The sequence below is a fragment of the Halovibrio salipaludis genome (genome assembly GCF_002286965.1).
GTDB classification, from domain to species: domain Bacteria; phylum Pseudomonadota; class Gammaproteobacteria; order Pseudomonadales; family Oleiphilaceae; genus Halospina; species Halospina salipaludis.
The window spans coordinates 19,074-41,834 of the sequence record NZ_NSKD01000011.1; the positions used below are offsets into that span (position 1 = coordinate 19,074).

General features: G+C 62.4%; 17 protein-coding genes. 11 read left to right on the forward strand and 6 right to left on the reverse strand.

Annotation, left to right across the window (positions count from 1 at the left end; genetic code table 11):
* Window positions 1-102 precede the first annotated feature (102 nt).
* The 7 genes from CK501_RS15485 (at window position 103) to parE (ending at window position 10,255) form a co-directional block, all read left to right on the forward strand.
* Window positions 103-714, forward strand: a complete 612-nt coding sequence (locus CK501_RS15485; RefSeq protein WP_269844211.1) for a TetR/AcrR family transcriptional regulator — start codon at window positions 103-105, stop codon at window positions 712-714.
* Window positions 715-967: 253 nt separating this feature from the next.
* Window positions 968-2,014: a hypothetical protein gene (locus CK501_RS15490; protein WP_095618648.1), complete on the forward strand. Its 1,047-nt coding sequence runs from the start codon at window positions 968-970 to the stop codon at window positions 2,012-2,014.
* 50 nt (window positions 2,015-2,064) lie between these two features.
* Window positions 2,065-3,093: a putative solute-binding protein gene (locus CK501_RS15495; protein WP_095618649.1), complete on the forward strand. Its 1,029-nt coding sequence runs from the start codon at window positions 2,065-2,067 to the stop codon at window positions 3,091-3,093.
* Between the two features lie 28 nt (window positions 3,094-3,121).
* Complete coding sequence (locus CK501_RS15500; protein ID WP_095618650.1) at window positions 3,122-5,170, forward strand: TRAP transporter large permease subunit; 2,049 nt, start codon at window positions 3,122-3,124, stop codon at window positions 5,168-5,170.
* A gap of 103 nt (window positions 5,171-5,273) precedes the next feature.
* Window positions 5,274-7,760, forward strand: a complete 2,487-nt coding sequence (locus tag CK501_RS15505) for a S8 family peptidase (RefSeq protein ID WP_143421459.1) — start codon at window positions 5,274-5,276, stop codon at window positions 7,758-7,760.
* 18 nt (window positions 7,761-7,778) lie between these two features.
* On the forward strand, window positions 7,779-8,264 hold the full coding sequence (locus tag CK501_RS15510; RefSeq protein ID WP_095618652.1) for a protease complex subunit PrcB family protein: 486 nt from the start codon (window positions 7,779-7,781) through the stop codon (window positions 8,262-8,264).
* Window positions 8,265-8,356: 92 nt separating this feature from the next.
* Entirely contained in the window at window positions 8,357-10,255 is a 1,899-nt protein-coding gene (gene parE, locus CK501_RS15515) for a DNA topoisomerase IV subunit B (protein ID WP_095618653.1), read from the forward strand.
* A 21-nt stretch (window positions 10,256-10,276) separates the two neighbouring features.
* Here parE and fabB read toward each other — a convergent pair whose 3' ends face one another.
* The 3 genes from fabB to CK501_RS15530 all read right to left on the reverse strand — a co-directional run bounded on the left by fabB (window position 10,277) and on the right by CK501_RS15530 (window position 13,467).
* Entirely contained in the window at window positions 10,277-11,494 is a 1,218-nt protein-coding gene (fabB, locus tag CK501_RS15520) for a beta-ketoacyl-ACP synthase I (protein WP_095618654.1), read from the reverse strand.
* 14 nt (window positions 11,495-11,508) lie between these two features.
* Entirely contained in the window at window positions 11,509-12,018 is a 510-nt protein-coding gene (gene fabA, locus CK501_RS15525) for a bifunctional 3-hydroxydecanoyl-ACP dehydratase/trans-2-decenoyl-ACP isomerase (protein ID WP_095618655.1), read from the reverse strand.
* A gap of 162 nt (window positions 12,019-12,180) precedes the next feature.
* Entirely contained in the window at window positions 12,181-13,467 is a 1,287-nt protein-coding gene (locus CK501_RS15530) for an EAL domain-containing protein (protein ID WP_095618656.1), read from the reverse strand.
* Window positions 13,468-13,698: 231 nt separating this feature from the next.
* Here CK501_RS15530 and CK501_RS15535 point away from each other — a divergent pair, with 231 nt between their 5' ends.
* Both CK501_RS15535 and CK501_RS15540 read left to right on the forward strand, forming a co-directional pair.
* Window positions 13,699-14,277, forward strand: a complete 579-nt coding sequence (locus CK501_RS15535; protein WP_095618657.1) for a cytochrome b — start codon at window positions 13,699-13,701, stop codon at window positions 14,275-14,277.
* A 23-nt stretch (window positions 14,278-14,300) separates the two neighbouring features.
* Complete coding sequence (locus CK501_RS15540; RefSeq protein ID WP_198949559.1) at window positions 14,301-14,903, forward strand: YceI family protein; 603 nt, start codon at window positions 14,301-14,303, stop codon at window positions 14,901-14,903.
* Here CK501_RS15540 and CK501_RS15545 read toward each other — a convergent pair.
* The gene (locus CK501_RS15545; RefSeq protein WP_143421460.1) at window positions 14,897-15,145 is read right to left on the reverse strand and encodes a hypothetical protein; all 249 of its coding nucleotides are present in this window, start codon (window positions 15,143-15,145) and stop codon (window positions 14,897-14,899) included. The two genes, CK501_RS15540 and CK501_RS15545, sit on opposite strands and share 7 nt — an antisense overlap.
* Window positions 15,146-15,308: 163 nt before the next feature.
* Between CK501_RS15545 and parC the strand changes: the two genes are divergently transcribed.
* Together parC and serB are read left to right on the forward strand one after the other, a co-directional pair.
* Window positions 15,309-17,612: a DNA topoisomerase IV subunit A gene (gene parC / locus CK501_RS15550; RefSeq protein WP_233128927.1), complete on the forward strand. Its 2,304-nt coding sequence runs from the start codon at window positions 15,309-15,311 to the stop codon at window positions 17,610-17,612.
* Complete coding sequence (gene serB / locus CK501_RS15555; protein WP_095618660.1) at window positions 17,605-18,840, forward strand: phosphoserine phosphatase SerB; 1,236 nt, start codon at window positions 17,605-17,607, stop codon at window positions 18,838-18,840. Before parC ends, serB begins: the two co-directional genes overlap by 8 nt.
* An 18-nt stretch (window positions 18,841-18,858) precedes the next feature.
* On the opposite strand, the gene CK501_RS15560 is transcribed toward serB, so the two are convergent.
* Entirely contained in the window at window positions 18,859-20,946 is a 2,088-nt protein-coding gene (locus CK501_RS15560) for an EAL domain-containing response regulator (RefSeq protein ID WP_095618661.1), read from the reverse strand.
* Between the two features lie 41 nt (window positions 20,947-20,987).
* Window positions 20,988-22,760: a GTPase gene (locus CK501_RS15565; RefSeq protein ID WP_095618662.1), complete on the reverse strand. Its 1,773-nt coding sequence runs from the start codon at window positions 22,758-22,760 to the stop codon at window positions 20,988-20,990.
* Window position 22,761 lies beyond the last annotated feature (1 nt).

The window sequence follows — 22,761 nt, forward strand, 5'->3', positions numbered from 1 at the left end:
GTGGTTGGGATTGAATATACCTAGCAAGCGCTTGGTTTGTAAACTGTGATAGACTAGCTTCCTGCTAGACTCAGTCGCACTACCCAATTGGAGACTTCTGTTTTGTCCCAGGAAATGCCCACCCAGTCTGCTCCCCCGAGCTTCACCGATCCCGAATCCCCACGGGGCCGCCTCCTCCGCCAGGCCGCCCACCTGTTCCGGGACAAGGGCTATGAGCGCACCACGGTGCGGGATCTGGCAGCAGCTGTGGGGATCCAGTCCGGGAGTATCTTCCATCACTTCCGCACCAAGGAGGAGATCCTCAAGGCGGTGATGAGGGAGGCGATCCTGGTGAATACGGGACGCATGCGGTCACGCCTGGCATCGGCGGGTAGTACCCGCGATGCGCTGCGGGTTCTCGTCCAGTGCGAGCTGGAATCGATCAATGGCGAGACGGGCGAGGCCATGGCAGTGCTGGTCTATGAATGGCGGAGCCTGTCCGAGGCCAGTCAGGCGGAGATCCTGGAACTCCGGGAGGTCTACGAAGGCATCTGGCTGGACACGCTGACCCGTGCCAAAAGTGATGGGCTGATCGAGGCGGAGCCGTTCATACTGCGTCGGTTCCTCACTGGCGCACTCAGCTGGACCATTACCTGGTACCGGCCCGAGGGGGATATGACCATTGAGAATCTGGCGGATCATGTGATGAGCATGCTGAAGATTCCCCCTTCCTGAAGCCTTTTTTCAGAAGATTTTGCACTCTCCGCAGCCTTGTGGACTCAGGCCAGACCGTTGTTACCTGCGGTTACTCGCTGTAACGACATCACAGACCTGCCATTTCGGCCGTTGCATCCTCCCCGAGACTGCCGTTTCATGACGGCCTTGACGATCATCAAGCTTTAGCCCGCTCTGTGGCGGGCATTTGAGTGGATTGTCCAACAATTCGGTGCCCGCTTCCGGGCTGCTGCGTAACAGATGGAGAGTGATCATGCCGAACAAAACCAATAACGGCATCTCCCTGGCTCGCATCACTGGTGTGCTTGTCGCTCTGGTAATGCTGGCCGGGTGTTCCGTTAACCCCCTCCACAAGATAACCGGTGACGTGATGACCGGTTATGCCGAAGCCGAGAACACGCCCTACGTGCTGGCGATGACGGACGTGGGGAAAGCCTGCTCGCTGGGCGAGTCCGTGGACCCGCTGCTCTATTCTTTTTCCCGGGTAACCATGGAACCGGCCAAGACCGGGACGCTGCTGTCCGTACTGGCTGGCATCTGCATGGAGGAGGAGTCGCAGGAGCAGGAGCTGCGTTACCTGCGGGCCGACTATGAGGGCAACATGAATGAGCTGCGTGATGCCCGCGAGGCCATGCAGCGTCGGTATGGTGTTACCGCTGAGCGCCGGGAGCGTGCCTTCAAACGGATGCTGACCGGGTTCAGCTATGAGCCCACGCCGGATGCCGAGTGTCCGAACCTGTACTCCGACCAGGATGAAATCACGTTCCTCCTGGGGCTGGTTGCCGGTGCCCAGGCCGTGCTGAACGATGGTAAGGCACAGGGGCGCGCGGACGTTTCCCGCCAGCTGGCCGCTCAGGTTGAGCGTTCCACCTATTGCGTCGACAACGAGAAATGGGCCGGTATTCCGGAAGGCCTGAGGGCCACCATCTGGGTGCTGCTGCCGGATCTGAAACCGGACGAGGTCTCCGCGGACACCTGGGAGGTTCTGGCGCGCAACCGCCGGCTTGGCGTGGAGAAAGGGCTGCGCATCCCGGCCGCCTTCGAGCTGATGATCGCCGAGAATGTGGGGCGTGATGAGACCATCGCCGAGGTGCTTGCCTATCTGGACAAGACGTCCGGAGACTTTGAGGTGTGGGAGCGGTATCAGCTCGCGGACCGTGTGGCGATGCGTACCGTCTGGGCCGTGTCCGACCGGCTCTGGACCCGTGAGCACGGCCATCGCACCCCGAAGAACCGTTTCGGTGAGACCGGCACCGAGGCGGACGAGGACGACAGTATTGATACCGAAGGCCTGCTCTGACAGGACCGGCCACAGGATCAACCGATAACAAAAGCCAACAGGAGAAATCCATGCGACTCCGCAGTCTGACAGCAGCTGTATGCCTTGGCCTGGCGCCTTTTGCCCAGGCGCAGGACAAGGAAATCGATATGTGCGTGTTCGATCTGATCGGTTCCAGCGGTGACCAGTATGCGCTGGTGGAGAACTATGCGCTCGATATGCGCGACGAGGGCATCAAGTTCAACCTGGAGCCCTACACGGACGAAGGCGTGGCCATGTCCGCCTTCTCCGCGGGTGACTGCGATGCGCTGGCCGCCACCGACCTGCGGATCCGGCGCTACAATGCGTTCACGGGCACGCTCAGTGCGGTGGGTGCCATTCCCACCTACGAGCACCTGGAAATGGTACTTACCGCCATCAATAAGCCTTCGGCCAGCAAGTACATGAAGGAAGGCAACTACGAGATTGCGGGCATCTTTCCGCTGGGCGCGGCCTACCTGTTCGTGACGGACAGTGACATGGACACTGTCGAGGATCTGGCCGGCAAGCGTATCGCGACTCTCAAGAATAACCCGGACCATGAGCACATGGTTAATTATGTGAATGCCAGTGTGGAGCCCTCCGCGATCACCGATTTCGGCGGCAAGTTCAATAATCACTCGGTGGACGCGGCCTATGCCCCGGGCTGGGCCTACGAGGCACTGGAACTTTATCGGGGGGTTGGTGACGAAGGTGGTGTTGTGGACTACCCGCTTGGCCAGCTGACGATGCAGATCGTGGTACGTGATGACGTTCTCACGGATGAGGAAGCGCAAACCTCGCGTGAAGTGGCGATGGATCACTTTGATGACGCGCTGGATAGGCTCAAGGAGTATGAGAGTGATATCCCGGAGGAGGACTGGGTCCGGATTCCGGATTCCGACATTGCGGATTATCAGGAAATGTTCCGGCAGAACCGTATCGAGCTGCGTGATGGTGTCGACGCGGACGGTGATGAGGTGCCAGAGGTGTACAACGGCGAGATGCTGACACTGCTGCGCAAGGTGCGTTGCCGGATCAATCCGGAGGCCTCCGAGTGCACAGCACCGGATCGTGAATAACGCCCATTCCTGACGTTTTGAGGTAGTCATGTCGGAGCCATCCTCTTCCTGGGGGAGCGCACGCGCCCCCAGCCATGCGCGTCGTCTCCATGGCGCGGTCGTTCTCCTGCTGTTGGCTGCCCTGCTCCTGATGGGGCTGGGCAGCAACATCCATTCCCGTATGCTGTCGGTCGGGGAACAGATCTGGCCGGGGTACTATTCCTTGGACCCGAATGCCGATGCGCCCGCGTGCGAGACCGATGTCGATATCGACAAGCGGGTTCAGGAAGAACTGTCGGCAGAGAAGGAAGACGACCCCTTCGGCATGGGCGGTGGAGGACCCAGTGAAGAGCAGCTGCGGCGTTCCATTGAGAGCAACGTCGAGCGCTGTGAGGAGCGCCATGAGCAGTATGAGTCGATGCAGGAGCGCATCACACCCGTTCTGGTGGCTTACAAGGCCGTCGAACGGGGGATGGCCAGGTGGCTGACGGACAACCGGTCACTGTCGACTTACCTGTTCATCATGCTCCTTGGTTTCGGCGCGGCGACGGCGGCTTTCGCCAACCATCACATCAGCATTCGACCGCCCATCAACCGGGTGGACTGGGTGCTGGCGGAGGGTGGCCAACTGGTGGTCAACCTGCTGATGGTGTACTCGCTCTACAACTACTTCGGGAATCTGGTCGATACCCCCGATACAGGGCGCCTCCAGGATCTCCAGAAAGCCTGGATGGTGATGTTCACCGTCCTTGCCGGCATCAACCTGGTCCGCCTGTTCAGCATGCCTGCCGATCTGCCTCGTGGCCGGCTCGGGATCTCATCGCCACTCGCCATCCCGCTTTACTGCTGGATGGGCGTTATGGGCTACCTGTATTTCTCGAGCGGCGGTAACTGGGACTCGGCCGGCCTGGGGGTCTATCTGAACCAGCTGACCAAGCACGCGTCACTGTTCGTCAACATCGGCCTGTATGTGTTCGTGGGGATGATGCTCAAGCAGACCACGATTCCGGATCGTCTGCTCGCGGTGGTGCAGCCCTGGCAGTTGCCCCCGGCCACGCTGGCCTCGCTGGTGATCTTCGCCACCGCCTTCCCGACGGCGTTCACCGGTGCCTCAGGCATCTTCATCCTGGCGGTGGGCGGGACCATCTATGATGAGCTGCGGCGTGCCGGTGCGGGGCGTCAGCTGTCTCTCGCCACCACGGCCATGTCCGGCAGTCTGGGTGTGGTTCTCAACCCCTGCCTTCTGATCGTGGTGGTGGCAGCCCTGAACAAGGAGGTGACCACCTCCGAGCTCTTTGGCTGGGGCTTCTGGGTCTTCATCCTGTCGGCCACCATCTTCACCCTGATGGTGACCCGCAGCGAGAAGGAATGGCGCCCGCGCGTCAGCAATCCCCGGCTGGCCATGAAGCAGTCGCTGCGGGCGCTCAAGCCCCTGATTCCGGACGTCACCCTGATTGCTGTGATTGTCTTCCTGTTCTGGTTCGTGCTGGGCATGAAGTTCAACGAGTTCTCGGCGCCCACCATGCTGCCGATCATCATGATGGCGCTCGTGGCCCTGGACTATGATGGTGGCGGCAGCCGTGTCATGGGCACGGGGCGCCGTATCGCCATTGGTGCCGGTGAGTCGGCCGTGCATGTGGGCGCGCTGCTAACGCTCATTGGGCTGTCCATGACCGTGGGTGGCGTGCTGGAACGCTCCCATGTGATCGCCGGCCTCTTCCCGGCGGAAGCGGAGTCGGTTCTGCTCGTGGTGCTGGCGCTCATGGTGATGCTGACCATCATCGGCATGTTCATGGACCCGTTCGCGGCCGTGGTGCTGGTTTCCGCGACCATTGCGCAGCCAGCCATTGGTCTTGGCGTCGACGCGCTGCATTTCTGGGTCATGACCATTGTGGCCTTCGAGCTGGGGTACCTGACGCCACCGGTGGCACTCAACCACCTCCTTACCCGACAGGTGGTGGGCGTGAAGGAGGCGCTGGTCCCGGAACCCGAGGCGCCCAACCTTTACCGGCGTTTCCAGCGCCTGATCCTGCCACTGATGGTGATGGGCACGACCCTGCTGCTGGTTGGCCTGGTGCCTCTGCTGTTCTACGGTTAAAACTGTGAAAGCTTGTACAAAAGCGGCCCTTAGGGGCCGCTTTTTCGTATGGGATCATGGAAGATGAGGTTGATCTGCAACCAGCAAGAGTGAGAGCCGATCCGTGTATCCCTGGCGTCTGACCCGACTGGCCCAATTGACCGTGACCGGGGCATCAATGCTGCTGCTGGCTGCCTGTGGTGGTAGCGGGGACTCGAATGGTCCGGGCGTGATCCGGGGCACGATTGAAATTGCGTCCGGGACCCGCACTGATGCGGATACAGCACTGGATCTGACCGAGCAGGGTCTGGACAGCTCCCGTTCTTCGCCTCTGAGTGGCGTTCAGAATGATGGCGCGCCCTTCCCGGGCAATGTCACTGTTGGTGGCTATGTCAGTGCGGAGTCCGGTGTATATGGCAATGGCTTCCAGTACCCGGCCGATGCCTCGGACAGACTGCAGGTGAACCTTGTGGAGGGACAAAGGGTCACCGTGAACATCTTCCCTGCGCCCTATAACCCTTCGGGCAGCAGTGGGAACGCACCTGTAACCCAGCTGGAGCTGGATCCCGTGGCCTCGGGGAGCGCGGATTCAACCGGCAGTAATGAGGAGGCCAACAAGTCGGTTCAGGCCCAGCAGGATGGGGCCCACAACCTCATCATCCGGGCCCGGGGTGGTGGCCCGGCCCGTTACGTGGTGCGTGCGACTTCCCTGAACCAGGGGCAGACACTGGGCATTTCAGGCACCGACATCCTGCCCGGTGAGGCCATCGTCACCATGGAATCCGGCATGGGCAGCGGTCGTATGCGGACCCAGGCGGGGGCGGCCGTGTCCCTGGCGGGGCAGCAGCGCGCCCTGGGTGGTGGCCAGCACCATGTGCGCATGCCTCGGGAGCGGGAAGCTCTTTTTCAGGCGGATACGTCACGGAAGAAAGAGGTTGCTCGGACTCTGGAGTGGGTCCGGGAGCTTCGTAATGAACCTGGTGTGGCGTCGGCTGTACCTAACAGCAAGGTGAGCACAGCGGCACCCTTGCCTCCAATGACACAGTCGGAATATCCAGATCAGGAGTGGCATTACACCCAGATCGGGGTTGACGCTGCCTGGGAAGACCGGACTGGGGAAGGGGTTCCAGTGGCCATTCTTGATACCGGTATAGATTATGGTAACAGGGACTGGCATCCGGATCTCGCACCCAACATTGACTGCGCTCAGCAGGGGTGCTTTGACGCTGTTGACGAGGATGAGTTTCCTGAAGACACCGGAACCTTGAGTCATGGAACCCATGTGGCGGGAATCGCTGGCGCGGATGCTCTGGAGTCCTCACAAGTGGCGGGGGTCGCTTACTTATCGAAACTTGTTCCCGTCCGGGTCCTGGGCAGTGACGAGGGCAGTGTAGCGGATGTGATTGAAGGCATACGGTGGGTGATCAATGATGGCAGCCCACGAGCGGCCATCATCAACCTCAGCCTTGGCAGTCAGACGAATAATCCTGGGCTTCAGGATGCTATAGCCGATGCTGAGGCCGCGGGCATTATTGTAGTAGGCGCTTCAGGTAATGCGGGTGATGATCGTCAGTTCTTCCCGGCGGCTTATTCCACGGTAATAGCTGTGGGCAGCGTCGATTGTCTGGGAAGGCGCTCGACCTTCTCGAATTTTGGGTTCTGGCTGGATGTTGTTGCTCCAGGAGGTGGCAGCGGGAGCGATTGTTCGGGAGAAAGTTCGGTTTTCAGTGCTGAGGCTGATGGGGGAACTTCAGGTCGTCGCGGAACGTCGATGGCGGCCCCGCATGTAAGCGGCGTCATGGCGATGATCAAGGAGGGTAATGGAGGCCTGTCTCCTGCGGTGGCCAGGGCTTTGATACGAGAGGGTGAGATCACTCAGAGCTCTTCCGGTACCTTTAGTGTTGAGATTGGGCGTGGTGTGATTGACGCAGATGCTGCTGTTGGGGACCTGTCAGGGTATGCAGCATTGGCGCCCCAGCCTGAAGTGTTTGAGTTGAGCGATGAGGATCAGGAAGCTGAGCTGCGTTTTACAGGTGTTGGAAGTCGCAGTGCATCTTTCACTGAACCCAGTGTCACTGCGTCTGAGGATTGGTTGAGCGTAGACGCGTTGGGCAAGCGTCGCTTTCGGGTCTCTCTTGAAACCGGAAGTATGGAGCCTGGTGTGTTTTTCCGTTCCACGCTTAAGGTGAGCTACGCCGTGGATAATGAGAGCCGGGAGTTTGAGCTACCGGTAACGGCGACTCTTGAAAGCGGGGAGGAGAACCGGAACGCGGGCGCCCATTTCGTGCAGCTGATTCCCGTGGATTCCGAGGATCCGGACATGGACACCCGGCAGACCCTGGTGGAGGCTGAGGGAGGGCGGTATCGCTTTGAGTTTGATACCTCGGAGATCACTCCGGGCGAGTATTTCGTCATTGCCGGCACGGACATGGACAATGACGGTATCATCTGTGGGCCGGGTGAAGCCTGTGCTGAGTATCCGTTTACCGGCCAGGCTGAATCCATAGAGGTAACGCCAACCATGAATCGGGACCTGACACTGGAAACCGCCTTCACCCGCCCGGTTGATACCCAGGCGGATCCCGGCTACCGTCGAAACAATGAGCAGTGAGCCGCCGGGAAGGGGATTATGGCAATTGTGAGTCTTCGTGCATTGGGTGTCGGTCTGCTGGCGCCGTTACTGGTCGGGTGCCAGGCAGGGCAGGCGGAGATGGAACCCCTTGCCGGGGTTGAGGTGGTCGGGAAAGCCGATCACTGCAACCGTGAGAAGCCCGGTCTTTCCCTGGTGCGGTCGATGTCGGACTTTCCTCAGGTGGATGGGCTGATGCCCGCCGGTGAGGGGGCCCTTGAGGCCGGCCACGACGTGCTTGTGGTGTACCTGGGGCAACGCCCCACACCGGGGTATGGTGGCGAGCTGCGTCAGGCGGAAATGGTGGATGGGATGCTTGAGCTTTCCCTTCGTTCCACCGAGCCGGAGAGCGGTTCCATGATGGCCCAGGTGATCACCACGCCCTGTGTGGCGCTGGCCATCCCCGATCAGGGCTGGTCGAGCCTGTCCGTCCGGATGGGGGCCGAGGGCTTTCCGCTCAGTCTTGAGGCGCCCACGGATCACTGAATCCCTGCCTGTTCTCTGGTACCGTTACGTTCGCACCGAAATGGGCGGCCTGCTGGCCGCCGCCTCACTCCCGTTGATGGACAGCTGAGCCCATGAGCCAACGCAGTGATTACAACGCCGATTCCATTGAAGTCCTGAAAGGGCTGGACCCGGTGCGCAAGCGCCCGGGCATGTACACCGACACCTCCCGCCCGAACCATCTGGCGCAGGAGGTCATCGATAACAGCGTGGACGAGGCACTGGGTGGCCATGCGAAGCGGATTGATGTGGTTCTGCACGCGGACGGCCGCCTGTCGGTGACCGATGATGGTCGTGGCATGCCGGTTGATGCCCATCAGGAAGAGGGCATTCCGGGGGTGGAGCTGATCATGACCCGGCTGCATGCCGGCGGTAAGTTCAACAAGGCCAATTACCAGTACTCCGGCGGGCTGCACGGGGTAGGGGTCTCGGTGGTCAACGGGCTTTCCAGGGAACTGGAGGTGCTGATCCGGCGCGACGGTAAGCTGCACCGGATCCGTTTCGAGCACGGTCACAAGGTTGAAGACCTGAACGTCATCGACACCGTGGGCAAGCGCAATACGGGCACCACCCTGAGCTTCCTGCCGGACCCGGATTATTTTGAGACCCCGAAATACTCGATCCCCCGCCTGCGCCACAACCTGCGTGCCAAGGCCGTTCTCTGCCCGGGGCTGACCGTCACGCTGCTGCAGGAAGAGAGTGGCGAGAAGGACGAGTGGTATTACGAGGACGGGCTGACCGACTACCTGAAAACCGCCCTGGCGGATCGGGAGTGCCTGCCGCAGGAGCCGTTCACCGGCGAGATCAGCGGCAACACCGAGATGGTCAGCTGGGCACTCCAGTGGTTGCCCGAGGATACGGAGGTGGTGGCCGAGAGCTACGTGAACCTGATTCCGACCACCCAGGGCGGCACCCATGTGAACGGCCTGCGGACCGGGCTTCTGGAAGCGCTGCGCGAGTTCTGTGAACTGCACAACCTGCTGCCGCGCGGGGTCAAGCTCACACCGGATGACATCTGGGAGCGCTGCAGCTACGTGCTCTCGTTCAAGATGCAGGAGCCGCAGTTCTCCGGACAGACCAAGGAGCGCCTGTCCTCCCGGGAGGCGGCCAGCTTCATCTCTGGCGTGGTCAAGGACGCCTTCAGCCTCTGGCTGAACCAGCACACGGACATTGCCGAGGCACTGGCGGAGTTCGTGATCGGCAATGCCCAGCGCCGCCTCAAGGCCTCACGCAAGGTCCAGCGCAAGAAAATCACCTCGGGGCCGGCCCTGCCGGGCAAGCTGGCGGACTGCACGGGGACGGATCCGGCCCAGTCGGAACTGTTCCTGGTGGAGGGTGATTCCGCCGGGGGGTCCGCCAAGCAGGCGCGGGACCGTGAGTACCAGGCGGTCATGCCGCTGCGGGGCAAGATCCTCAATACCTGGGAGGTGGACTCGGGAGAGATCTTCAGCTCCCAGGAAGTGCACGATATTGCCGTGGCCATTGGTGTGGATCCCGGTTCCGGGGACCTGGCCGGCCTGCGCTATAACCGGATCTGCATCCTGGCGGATGCGGATTCGGATGGCATGCACATCGCCACGCTGCTGTGTGCCCTCTTCGTCAAACACTTCCGGCCCCTCGTGGAGTCGGGGCACATCTTCATGGCCATGCCGCCGCTGTATCGCATCGATCTGGGTAAGGAGACCTTCTACGCCCTGGACGAGCATGAGAAGCAGGGCATTATTGACCGGCTCGCGGCGGAAAAGCGCAAGGGGAAGATCCAGACCCAGCGTTTCAAGGGCCTTGGCGAGATGAACCCGCTGCAGCTGCGTGAGACCACCATGGCACCGGACACACGCCGTCTGGTTCAGCTGTCACTGAGTCCGGGGGATGGTACCGACGATCGGATGGATATGCTGCTGGGCAAGAAGCGCGCCGCGGACCGGCGCACCTGGCTTGAAGAGCACGGCAACGAGGCCGAGGTCGTGGGCTGACCCCGGCCCGCTGCCGGCGGGTCAGCCGTCGAAGCGGCGGAAGACCAGCGTGGCGTTGGTGCCGCCGAAGCCGAAGCTGTTGCTCATGACCAGCGGCAGGTCCACGTTCTCTTTCAGTTCACGCAGGATGGGGTAGCCCTCGGCACCTTCATCGAGGTTCTCGATGTTGGCGGACGGCGTAATGAAGCCTTCCCGCTGCATGATGAGGGTGTAGATGGCCTCGTGCACCCCGGCCGCACCCAGGGAGTGACCGGTCAGCGGCTTGGTGGAGCTGGTCGGGGGCATGGCATCACCCGTGACCTTGTGAATGGCCTGCAGCTCCACGACGTCGCCCATGGGGGTACTGGTGCCGTGGGTGTTGATGTAGCTCAGCGGCTCATCGATGCCCTTCAGTGATTGCTGCATGCACCGGACGGCCCCTTCACCCGATGGCGCCACCATGTCCGCGCCGTCGGAGGTTGCCCCGAAGCCGACCAGTTCGCCCAGAATCGGCGCACCGCGCGCCTGGGCGTGTTCCAGCGACTCAAGCGCAAGCACACCACCGCCGCCGGCGATGACAAATCCGTCCCGGTCTGCGTCATAGGTACGGGACGCCTTCTCGGGGGTGTCGTTGTACTTGGTCGACAGCGCGCCCATGGCATCGAACAGCAGCGTCAGGGTCCAGTGCAGGTCCTCGCCGCCGCCGGCGAACATCACGTCCTGGCGCCCCAGTGCGATCAGGTCGGCGGCATGGCCGATGCAGTGGGCACTGGTGGCGCAGGCGGAGGTGATGCCGTAATTCACGCCCCGGATACCGTAGGCTGTGGCCAGGTTGGCGTTGATCGCGCTGCCCATGGTCCGCGGAACCCGGTAGGGGCCAACCCGCCGGATACCCTTCTCGCGGTGGGTGTCGATGGAATCCATGAGCTCCACGGTCGAGGCGCCACCGGTGCCCATGATCAGGCCCGTGGTGTCCGCCTTGATTTCCTTGTCCGTGAGGCCGGCCTGCTCCACGGCTTCCTGCATCGCCATATAGGCATAGGCGGAGGCGGGGCACATGAACCGGTAGAGCTTGCGGTCTATGTGCTCCTTCGGGTCGATGTGGATGCCGCCCCAGACATGGCTGCGGAGCCCGTTATCCCGGGCGTCCTCGCTGAACTCAATGCCTGAACGGACCTGGCGCAGGGAGTCGGTGACCTCCCGCTGGTTGTTGCCCAGGCTGGAGATGACCCCCATCCCGGTAATCACGACACGTCTCATTGCTAGTCTCTGCCTCAGAAGTTTTCCGTGGATGTGAAGAGCCCGACGCGCAGGTCCTTCGCGTGGTAGATGGGACGCCCATCCACTGAGACGACCCCGTCGGCAATGCCCATGGTAACACCACGCCGGACGATGCGTTTGATGTCGAGCTGGTAGCGCACCAGCTTGTTTGAGGGTAGCACCTGGCCGGTGAATTTCACCTCGCCGCAGCCCAGAGCCCGACCCCGGCCCTGGCCACCTGTCCAGGCCAGATAGAAACCGGTCAGTTGCCACAGGGCATCCAGACCCAGGCAGCCCGGCATGACGGGGTCGCCCTTGAAGTGGCAGTCGAAGAACCAGAGTTCGGGGTCAATATCCAGTTCCGCGATCAACTGACCCTTGCCGTACTCACCGCCTTCATCACTGATGTGGGGGATCCGGTCCAGCATCAGCATCTGATCAACTGGCAGCCGCATGTCGCCTTCGAAGAGTTCTCCTCTCCCGCAGCGTTCCAGATCGGCTTTGTCAAATTGGGCCACTGTCATGGCGATCTCCTGAGAATTACAGCTGTTACGGTAACAGACTCTGGTGCGGATTGCTTGATACTCTGTTCCCACACTTTGACTGCATGTGCGGACGCGTAAAGCTAACACGTGTTCGCTTCACGGGGGAATCACTGTCACGGGTTGACTGGGCGCCAGGAATACTCAGACTCCGGGCTGCTCGCCGGTAAGAATGTCGCAGCACAGTACCAGGGTACGGTCCCCGTGGGCGAAGGCGCGTGACAGGGTTATGCACATGTGTGCGCCCGTTGCCGAAAGATAGGGCCGGGTGATCTGGAGCTCGCCGGGGTAGCGCAGGGCGCGGCGCAGGTAGTGCTGTCGGTACCAATCCGCCTGGACAGTATTCTCGAGTGGCCGGAAACGCGGATCCAGGCGGTGGGCGCTTTCCGGTGAAAGCAGGCTGTCGTGGACCTGTACCCCGTCCTCACCGATGAGGTAGCAGCGCGATACGGTGTGGTGATTGACCAGCGTTTCACAGGCCTGTTCAAAGCCATGTCCTGCCTGGAGTGCACTGATTACCCGTTCAAAACGATGGCTGAAGAAGCTGGTGATCGTCTGTGTCGGGTCGGACTGCTGCTGTTTCTCCTGCTTGTATTCATCGAGCAGTGCATCGAAGTCGGTGGCGCTGCGGACGGCGTTGCCCAGCTCGGTCGTTGGCCGGTGGAAATAGAACCCCTGGACGAAATCCACGCCCGCATCCACGGCGATGAGTGCCTGGTCGCGGGATTCCACGCCTTCCATCAGTACCAAGCAGCCGGACTCGTGGAGCAGTGAGACAATACCCTTGAGAATCTGTCGGGTGCGTTTGTCTTCAGTCGCCCGGGCAAGCATCTGGCGGTCCAGTTTGACGATATCCGGGCGCAGGTTCCAGATTCGCTCGAAGTTTGAGTGCCCTGCACCGAAATCATCAATGGCCGTGAGACAGCCCAGGGAACGGTAGTATTCCACCGTGCGGCGCAGCAGGGCCGGGTCGTCACTGGGCTTCTCGACAATCTCCACCACCACGCGGTGGGCCGGGAAGCCTGAGTCCTGCAGCAGTCTGCCGAAGAAGGCATCCGACTGCATACCGCTGGCCATGCACTGGGGTGAGACGTTGAGAAAGAGCCAGTTGATCTCGTCCGAGACGCTCTGGAAGTTGCGCACATGCAGCGCGCGGCACAGGCGATCAAGGAGCAGGCTTGAGGGGTGATCCTCAGCGAGATCGAACAGGTGGGGCGGCAGGACCGGCGCCGCGTCGTTGTCAAAGGCGCGGATCAGTGCCTCGTAGCCGACAGTGCGCTTGTGGGAGATGCTGAATATCGGCTGGAGTGCGGTCTGCAGTACCAGTCCTTCATAGCGCCCGATCCAGCAATAGTCCTCCGCTGCCGAAGACAGCAGGGCGCTGACACGCTCAAGATCGCTCACTGAACTGCTCTGGTCGAGTGGTGGCATGGCCCTGACTGCACTATGAACAACGTCCCGTTTTTACGGCCCTCCTCCTGACAGGCATAGCGGATTGTGCCAATTTCATCAACGTAATGACATCCCCTGTCATCAAACAACGTTAAAAGCATCATGGAGACGGTCAGATTTTCTGAAGGTCAGTGACAGAACTTTTCGTTTTCACCGGTCGCAGGCAGGGGCTAGGCTGGAAACACTCGGAAGTCGAGGAGGCGGAGAGCAATGCAGTGGCGTAACACACGGGTCCGATGGGGGATTGTCAGCGTCGGCCTGCACTGGCTGATGGCGATTGCCGTTATCGGGCTTTTCGGGGTCGGCCTTTACATGGTCGATCTCGGGTACATGGATCCGCTGCGCAACGTGCTGCCGGACTGGCACCGCAGTATCGGAGTGCTGCTGGGCGCGGCCCTGGTGCTGCGGCTGCTGTGGCGTTTCATCTCCCCGCCGCCCGCGCCGGTTCCCGAGCACACGACGGTCGAGCACCTCAGTGCCCATGCCGTGCACTGGCTGCTCTACGGGCTGATGCTCGCGATGGTGGTCAGTGGCTATCTGATCTCCACCGCGGACGGGCGCGGCGTGGCCGTCTTCGACTGGTTCAGCCTGCCCGCCATCACAGGCAATGTGCAGGGGATGGAGGATCTTGCCGGAGACTGGCACCGCTGGCTGGGCTGGACCCTGATCATCCTCGCGGGCCTGCACGGGCTGGCCGCTCTCAAACACCATTTCTGGGATCGCGATGACACGCTGCGACGGATGCTGTGCATGAAGCTGCGCCAGTCGCGCTCCCCGGACAGGCAGTAGACAACACACAGAAGGAGAACACCATGAATCGGACAACAATGACCCGCAGTTTCCTCGCATCGGCCGTAACGGTGGCGATGTTCGGCACAGGCCAGGCTCTGGCCGCGGACCCCAGTGGCACCTATGCCTTTGACCGCGAGGGCCAGCACCAGTTCATCCAGTTCCGCATCAGCCATCTTGGTTTCAGTACCCTCTACGGTCGCTTCAATGATTTTGATGGCAGCTTCGAGTACGACGCGGACAATCCGGAAGAATCCTCGGTTCAGGTGACCGTCGACACCAGCAGTGTGGATTCCAACCATTCGGAGCGGGATAAGCACCTGCGGGAAGAGGACTTCCTGTACGTGAGCGAGTACCCGGAGGCTACGTTCAAGAGCACGTCCGTCGAGATGGAAGATGAGGATACCGCCACTGTAACCGGTGATCTGACCCTGCGGGGTGTTACCCGTGAAATCGACCTGGAAATGGAGCTGATCAATCACGGGGAGGATCCGTGGGGCAACTACCGCATGGGATTCGAGGGCACAACGACTCTGACGCTGGAGAACTACGGGATCGACTATGATCTGGGACCGGAAGCAGAGGAAGTGACCCTGATGCTTTCCGTGGAAGGCATACGTCAGTGACGGCGGCGTGACCGCTCATCGGTGGCGCCCTCATGGCGGGGGCGCCGCTGGTGGCGGGTCCAGAACAGGTTCAGGAACACCAGCACACTCACCCCCAGGCTGGTGAGTCCATACAGGCGCAGATCCACCAGAGCGCCAGCCCACATGTACTCCACTACAATGATCAGCACGAAGGTGACAAGGCCCACCATGAGTCCCTGGGCCGCAGCCCGGCGCGCAGCGCGTATTCGACTCGATGCCATAAGGGGTATCGGTTCCACCGTGATAACAGGATCGTCGCTGAAGGTGGATTCACGGTAGCCCCCGGCGCTCCCGGCCCACTATTCGGGAAATCCACTACCGTTGGTTTGGAGTCCAGCGCAAGCCTCCCTATAATGGCGCTTTGCCCGAAAGGGGCACCCACCCATGACGGAGCACAGAGGGCCTATGCCGGAATTCGAGACCACCGACGAGGGCTATGAGCGCGTCGCGCTGCGTGATTATACGGAGAAGGCGTACCTGGACTATTCCATGTACGTCATTCTCGACCGCGCGCTGCCGCACATCGGGGACGGCCTGAAGCCCGTCCAGCGTCGGATCGTCTACGCCATGTCCGAGCTGGGTCTCTCTGCCACCGCCAAGTACAAGAAGTCCGCGCGCACCGTGGGCGATGTGCTGGGCAAGTTCCACCCCCATGGTGACTCCGCCTGTTACGAGGCCATGGTGCTCATGGCCCAGCCCTTTTCGTATCGCTACCCGCTGGTGGACGGCCAGGGCAACTGGGGCAGCCAGGACGATCCCAAGTCCTTCGCCGCCATGCGCTACACCGAGGCACGGCTGGCCAGGTTCTCCGAGGTGCTGCTCAGCGAGCTGGGGCAGGGCACGGTGGACTGGCAGCCGAACTTTGACGGAACCCTGAATGAGCCGGCGACCCTGCCGGCCCGGGTGCCGCACGTGCTGCTCAACGGCACCACCGGCATCGCCGTGGGCATGGCCACGGACATCCCGCCGCACAACCTGCGGGAAGTGACCTCTGCCTGCATCCGGCTCCTGGACGAACCCGGGGCGGATGTGGATGCCCTCTGTGACCATATCCAGGGCCCGGACTTCCCGGCAGGTGCCGCCATCGTCTCCTCACGGGAGGATCTTCGCCAGCTCTACCGTACCGGGCGCGGAACCCTGCGCATGCGGGCCCGCTGGCAGCTGGAGGGCGGTGACATCGTGATCACGGCCATGCCGCACCAGGTCTCCGGCAACCGGATCATGGAGCAGATCGCGCAGCAGATGCAGCAGCGCAAGCTGCCCATGGTGACCGACCTGCGCGACGAGTCCGATCACGAGAATCCGGTGCGGCTGGTGATCTCGCCGCGTTCCAACCGTGTGGACACCGATGGGCTCATGGAGCACCTGTTCGCCAGCACGGATCTGGAAAAGAACTACCGGATGAACCTCAACGTCATCGGCCTGGACGGCCGCCCGATGGTCCGCGACCTCCGGGGGCTGCTCTCCGAGTGGCTGGAATACCGCCATGAGACAGTACGCCGCCGGCTCGAGCATCGCCTGGGCAAGGTGACAGCCCGGCTGCATATCCTCGAAGGGCTGCTGGTGGCCTACCTCAATATTGATGAGGTCATCCAGATCATCCGCGATGAGGACAAACCCAAGCCCGTGCTGATGGATCGGTTCGGTCTCTCGGACGAGCAGGCGGAAGCGATCCTGGAACTCAAGCTGCGCAATCTCGCCAAGCTCGAGGAGATGAAGATCCGTGGCGAACAGGACGAGCTGCAGCAGGAGCGCGACAGCCTCCAGGCCACCCTGGGCTCCGAGGACCGCATGCGCGAGCTGATCAAATCCGAACTCGAGGCTGACGCCGAAACCTTCGGCGACGACCGCCGAAGCCCCATCGAGGCCAAGGGCGAGGCCAAGGCCTTCAGCGAGACGGACCTGGTCTCCGGGGATCCGGTTACCGTGGTGCTTTCCGAGAAAGGCTGGATCAGGGCGGCCAAGGGGCATGATGTCGACCCCAGCGGGTTCAGCTACAAGGCCGGGGACCGCTTCGCCCTGGCGGCACGCGGGCGCAACAACCAGCAGGCGCTGGTGCTTGATACCACGGGGCGCAGCTATGCCCTCAATACCCATACGCTGCCCTCGGCGCGGGGCCAGGGCGAGCCGCTGACCACCCGCATCAATCCGCCCACCGGCGCCGGTTTTGCCGGTCTCATGATGGCCGGCGAGGGGCGGGTTCTGCTCAGTACCACCGCCGGTTACGGGTTTGTGACGCCGCTGTCGTCGCTGGTCAGCCGAAACCGTAACGGCAAGGCCGTTCTCAACGTGCCCCAGGGCGCCGGGATACTGCCCCCACAGCGGGTGCGCGAAGGCGACGACGTCTGGCTGGCGGCGGTGTCCAGCGAGGGCCGCCTGCTGGTTTTCCCGCTCAGTGAGCTGCCGGAACTGGCCAAGGGTAAGGGCAACAAGATGCTCGGGATCCCGCCGGCGCGGGTGAAAAGCGGCGAGGAATCCATGGTGGCGGTCACCACCTTCTCGGAGCGGGACCAGCTGGTGCTGCACGCTGGCAAGCGCCACCTGACGCTGCGCTTCAGTGACCTCGAGCACTACCGGGGCGAGCGGGGCCGGCGCGGCCACAAGCTGCCGCGCGGGCTCCAGCGGGTTGACCGTATGGAAGTGATTGAACACGACAACGCCGGGGAGGCGTCTTCAGCGGATGAGTGAACTGGTACTGATCAATGTCTCCGGGCGCGACAAGCCCGGCCTTACCTCGGAGATCACCGGCATTATGGCGCGCTTTGATGTGCGCATCCTGGACATCGGCCAGGCGGTGATCCACGACCACCTGACCTGGGGCATCCTTGCGGAGATTCCCGAGGAGAACAACGCCCCCCAGGTGTTCAAGGAGCTGCTGTTCCGTATCCATGAGCTGGACCTGCAGGTGCGCTTCGAGCCCATCACCGAGGAGGCCTACGGCGAATGGGTCCAGGGCAAGGGCCGCGGCCGCTATGTGGTCACCCTGATGGCGCGGGACATCACCGCGGACCAGATTGCGCGGGTCTCCAGCATTACCGCACAGCACGGGCTCAATATCGACAACATCGCCCGTCTTTCCGGGCGCACCAGCCTGGAGCGCAGCGACCGTATCGCCTGTGTGGAATTCTCCGTCCGCGGAACACCCCAGGATCTGGAGTCGCTGCGCTCGGACTTCCTGCATATTGCCACGGATCTCAACGTGGACATCGCCTTCCAGGAGGACTCCATCTACCGCCGCAACCGCCGGCTTGTGGTGTTCGATATGGACTCAACCCTGATCGAGGCGGAGGTGATCGACGAGCTGGCCGCCGAGGCGGGCGTGGGACACAAGGTGGCCGAGATCACGGAAAGGGCGATGAAAGGGGAGCTGGACTTCAGCCAGAGCTTCCGGGAGCGGGTGGCGCTTCTGGAGGGCATGGAGGAATCCGTGCTTGAGCGTGTGGCGGAGCGGCTGAAGCTGACCGAGGGCGCCGAGCGGCTGATCACCACGCTGCGTAACCTGGGCTACCGTACCGCGATCCTCTCCGGCGGCTTCACCTACTTCGCGCGGCATCTGCAGCAGCGGCTCAACATCGACTATGTCTACGCCAATGATCTGGAGATCGAGAATGGCCGTGTGACCGGCGAGGTGGCCGGCCGGATCGTGGATGGCCAGCGCAAGGCCGAGCTTCTGGAGCAGATCGCGGATGAGGAGCGCATCCGCCTGGAGCAGGTGATCGCCGTGGGCGATGGCGCCAACGACCTGCCCATGCTCAGCAAGGCCGGACTGGGCGTGGCCTTCCGGGCCAAGCCGCTGGTGAAGGAGTCCGCCCGTCACTCCATTTCCACCCTGGGGCTGGATGCGATCCTGTATCTGCTCGGGTACCGGGAATCGGACAGGGCGCCGGACCTGGTGGCCATGAACCGGGAGCAGTAGAAGCGCCTTTCGCGCTTCTCAGTCCCCCTCGCCGAAGTCGTAGTCCATGTCCGGCGTCGGCGCCTGCAGGTAGTACCCCTGGATGTAGTTGACGCCGGCCTGCCAGATGGTAGCCAGCACCGAGGCGCTTTCGACCAGCGGCATGACTGTTAGACGGCCCTGCTGGTGCAGGGTCTGGATCATCTCCTTCACCGTCTGGCGTGATTCCTCGTTTTTCTGGATTTCGTCGGTGTAGGAGCCGTCCAGTTTCACGTAGTCCACGTCCAGATGCTTGAGGGTGTTGAACGGATTCAGCGCGCCCCCGAAGTGGGTGATGGACAGGGAACAGTGCAGTTCACGCAGCGCGCCGCAGAAATCGCGTGCCTGCTTGAGGTAGGTGGTGGCATCGCGCTCCGCGATCTGGAAGATCAGCGAGTCTCCCGGCAGCCTTGCCGCCTTCAGGGCCACGCCCAGCCATGACGGGAAGGTCTGGTCCTGGACGGTCTCCGCGGTTACGTTCAGGAACAGCCGGGTCTCGTGCCCCTTGGAGCGGTGACTGGCCAGCTGTTTGATGGTCTGCAGGACCACCCAGCGGTCGATCTTGGCCGCTGTGTTCACTGGCCCGCCCGGAGGCAGGAAATCGTAGGGCGAGACCTCTTTGCCATGCTCATCCAGCATCCGCACAAAGGCTTCGTAGTGCTCCTCGCCCTCGCCGCGCAGGTTGATGATGGGCTGGAACAGCAGCCGGAACTGGTCGTTGTCCAGTGCCTGCTGGATGGCGTCGGCAGTGCCGTCGGCACTGCCCTGGGACTGCAGCTGCGGTTCGTGGACGTTGATGCCGTTACCCGCCTCATGGCCTTCCTGCTGGCGCACCTCGTCGGCGGCGGTGTGGGCGCGCCCCACCAGGTCCTCCGCCTGTGGGGCATTCTCGGTGATGGCGGCAATACCGATGCTGACTGTCAGCTGCAGGGTTCGGCCTGAAACGTCGAACAGGTGATCCTCAACGCGTTTGCGCAGCGTCTCGGCAACCTCCTTCATGCTCTCAACCGTGTCCTGGGGGCCGAGGATGCAGAAGGCGTCGTCACTGAGTCGCGCCACTACCTGGTCTTCCCGGGCGCAGGCAGCGATCAGTCCGGCCATGTCACCGATCACCAGATCCGCTCCGGAAATGCCGATCTGGGTTTTCTTGTGCACGAACTCATCCAGGGCGATGTAGGCCAGCGCCGCATCCGAGCCGTCCTTCTGCACCCGTGCAATGGTCTGGGACAGCGTATCCATCAGGTGATGCCGGTTGTAGAGCCCGGTGAGTACGTCCTTGCTGCTGATCTCCCGCAGCTTCTCGGCCAGCTCCGCACTGTCCTGGACGGGGCGTGCCACGATCTGGATGCAGGGCTCACCGTCATAGGTGGCGGCGGAGAGTTCGGCCGTGACCTCGATGGTTTCGCCGTCCGGGCGCTCAATGGTGACGGTGAGCGGTTCCTGCGGCTCTTCCCCTTCGCGGAACTGTTTCATGGCCTCCTTGAAGTGCTGCTGGCTGCCACTGTCCAGGGTGTCCAGCACCGGCAGGGCCAGAAGATCGTCCGGGTCCTCGTAGCCCAGCAGTTCCAGGTAGGACTGGTTGGCGTACACGTGCAGGCCGTCGTTGATATAGGCAATGGCGTCCTTGGAGCTTTCCAGCAGCAGGTGGCAGCGCTGCTCCGCATCCCGCAGGTGGCCGGAAAGGGAACGCCGCTGGCGTCGTTCACCGAGGTTGGCAAGCTCCCGGTCGATGACCTGGCGCAGCAGGGTGCTGTTGTCGAAGGGGACGGCATCCTGGGCGCCGCGTTCCATGATGGCACTGCGGCGTTCGCCGTCCTCGCTGGCGGTCATCAGGATGGTGGGCAGATCCTTGTCCTGGCGCCGGATCTGGTCGAGCGCCTCCTCCGGCGAGGGTTCCTGCTCCGCATCCCTGATGAGCATCAGGTCCCAGGCGCCGCTGCCGAGCGCGTCCTGCAGGTCTTCCGGCGACGTGACCCGATGGGCCCGTGTAGCGCGCCCCGCGTTGCGCAACAGGCTCACGACCTGCTCCGCATCATTCTGGGAGGGGTCAAGGAGAAGCAGATGGATGGTTTCAGTCTTCTGGGGCATGATGCCGCGCGAACTCCCTGAATTGATTGCAGGCCACAGTTTTACAGCGATTGCCAGAGTGAAGCAAAGTCATCGTCGTCACTGGCGCTGGACCGGTCTTTGCCGGATGGGCCACGGAAGCGCAGCTCAAACTGGCTGATGCTGCTGGTGGCGGAGACACGCCGGCTGAGCTGGGCTGTTTCCTGCTCGCCATCCCGCAGCAGCGTGATGCGGTGCCCGGTCTGAAAGGGCATGCGTGGGGTCAGCAGGGTTGCCGGCTGGCCGATGGCACTCAGTTCCGGCAGCAGCAGTCCCCGCAGGAACTCACTGCCACTGCCGCTCTTGTTGTCGAGGCGCAGCGCGCAGGGCATCGCGCCCGGGCCCAGCAGTTCAATACCAAGCTGGGCACTGCGCTGACCCCCCTGGCGGATCCACCGGATCAGGGCGACGCTCCAGGGGTGATCGACATTTTCGCGCACGCCCAGGATCTCGCCAGTCTGAAGGCTGGACGGCATCGCCGCATCCCAGTTGATGCAGTAGCCGCCAGGGCTGGTGTTCTCCAGGCTGACTTCGTAGAGCGGGTAGGCATGCTCACTGTCACCGGCCATATCACCGCCCGAGCCCCGGAAATTGATCGGCGCATCCGGGGAGGCCATGGATTCATGGTGGCCGGCGTCGAAGGCGCTGGCCCAGGGATCATTGCGCCGCTGCGCCGCGCCCAGGAAGACGTTCTGCGCCGGTTCGGTGTCCTGGCTGTCCACAAACCGGTTGAAGGCCACCTGGCCGGCGGAAAAATAGTGCACCGAGCTCATGCCAACCGCGATCTGCAGGCTGCCGGAGCTCTCGATGCGCCTGTAGGAGCGCTGGGTCAGGACCCCCAGGGCCCGCCCCAGGTGCATGAGCAGTGCATCACTGACCTTCTCGGGCAATTCAGGGGCATCCGCCGATGAGGCGGCGTTCCGGTTGTTCGCCAGGGCGGCCAGACCCTCCGCGAGTTCGGTGCTGTCGAAGCCGATGTGTTGCGTGGTCAACGGGGTCCTGAGCAGGTTGCGGTAGGTCGGGGGTGAGTCCTGACCGAGGTTGACCACAAAAAGCGCGTCATTCATGCCGCGCTGGAGGATATGGGTATGGCCGGTCCAGCATTCGAACAGGCTGTACACTTCCGCCAGCTCCTTCTGGCGCAGCTGGTTCGGTCGGCAGCAGCCAAGCAGCAGCAGCCGTTTGTAGGCGTCCTCAACAGTGGTTCGGCGGTGGTACTGGTTGACGGGATCCTCGATGGCAATACCGGTGATCTGGCGCGCGAGTGCCCAGTTGAAGATCTGGTGGGCTTCGTACCAGGTGCCAGCGGGGTTGGGCGCGTACAGTTGGCTGGCCCGCAGAAGCGTGCTGCCGAGGCCGGAAATCGCCCGGTGGCAGGCCTGGGCGTTGGCCATCTTCTGCTTGTCCGGATTGGGCGTATCGGCCAGCTGGCTCACGACGATCTTGTAGCCCGTGGCCAGGTGGCGCTGCAGGGCCTGCGCCAGGTTGGCGACCTTGCGCTGCTTTTCCGTCAGAGCGATGGATCGCCCCAGGAAATGCTGGGACAGCTGGTCACAGATGAAGTTCAGCTGCGGGCGCAGCTGGCCCAGGAGTTTCATTCTCAGGGCCGGGCTGATGTCGAGCTGGTTGAGCTCGATGGCGGCATGGTAGAGCTGGCGCGCGGACTCACCCACATTGGCGATCGGCAGGCCGTCGACCCATTCCCTGAAGGCGCGTGGAGACGCCTCACAGAAGGAGAGGCTGCTGAGCTTCTGTTCCGGAAGCGCGAGATCCGGCTTTCCTGCTGTGCCCGCCATT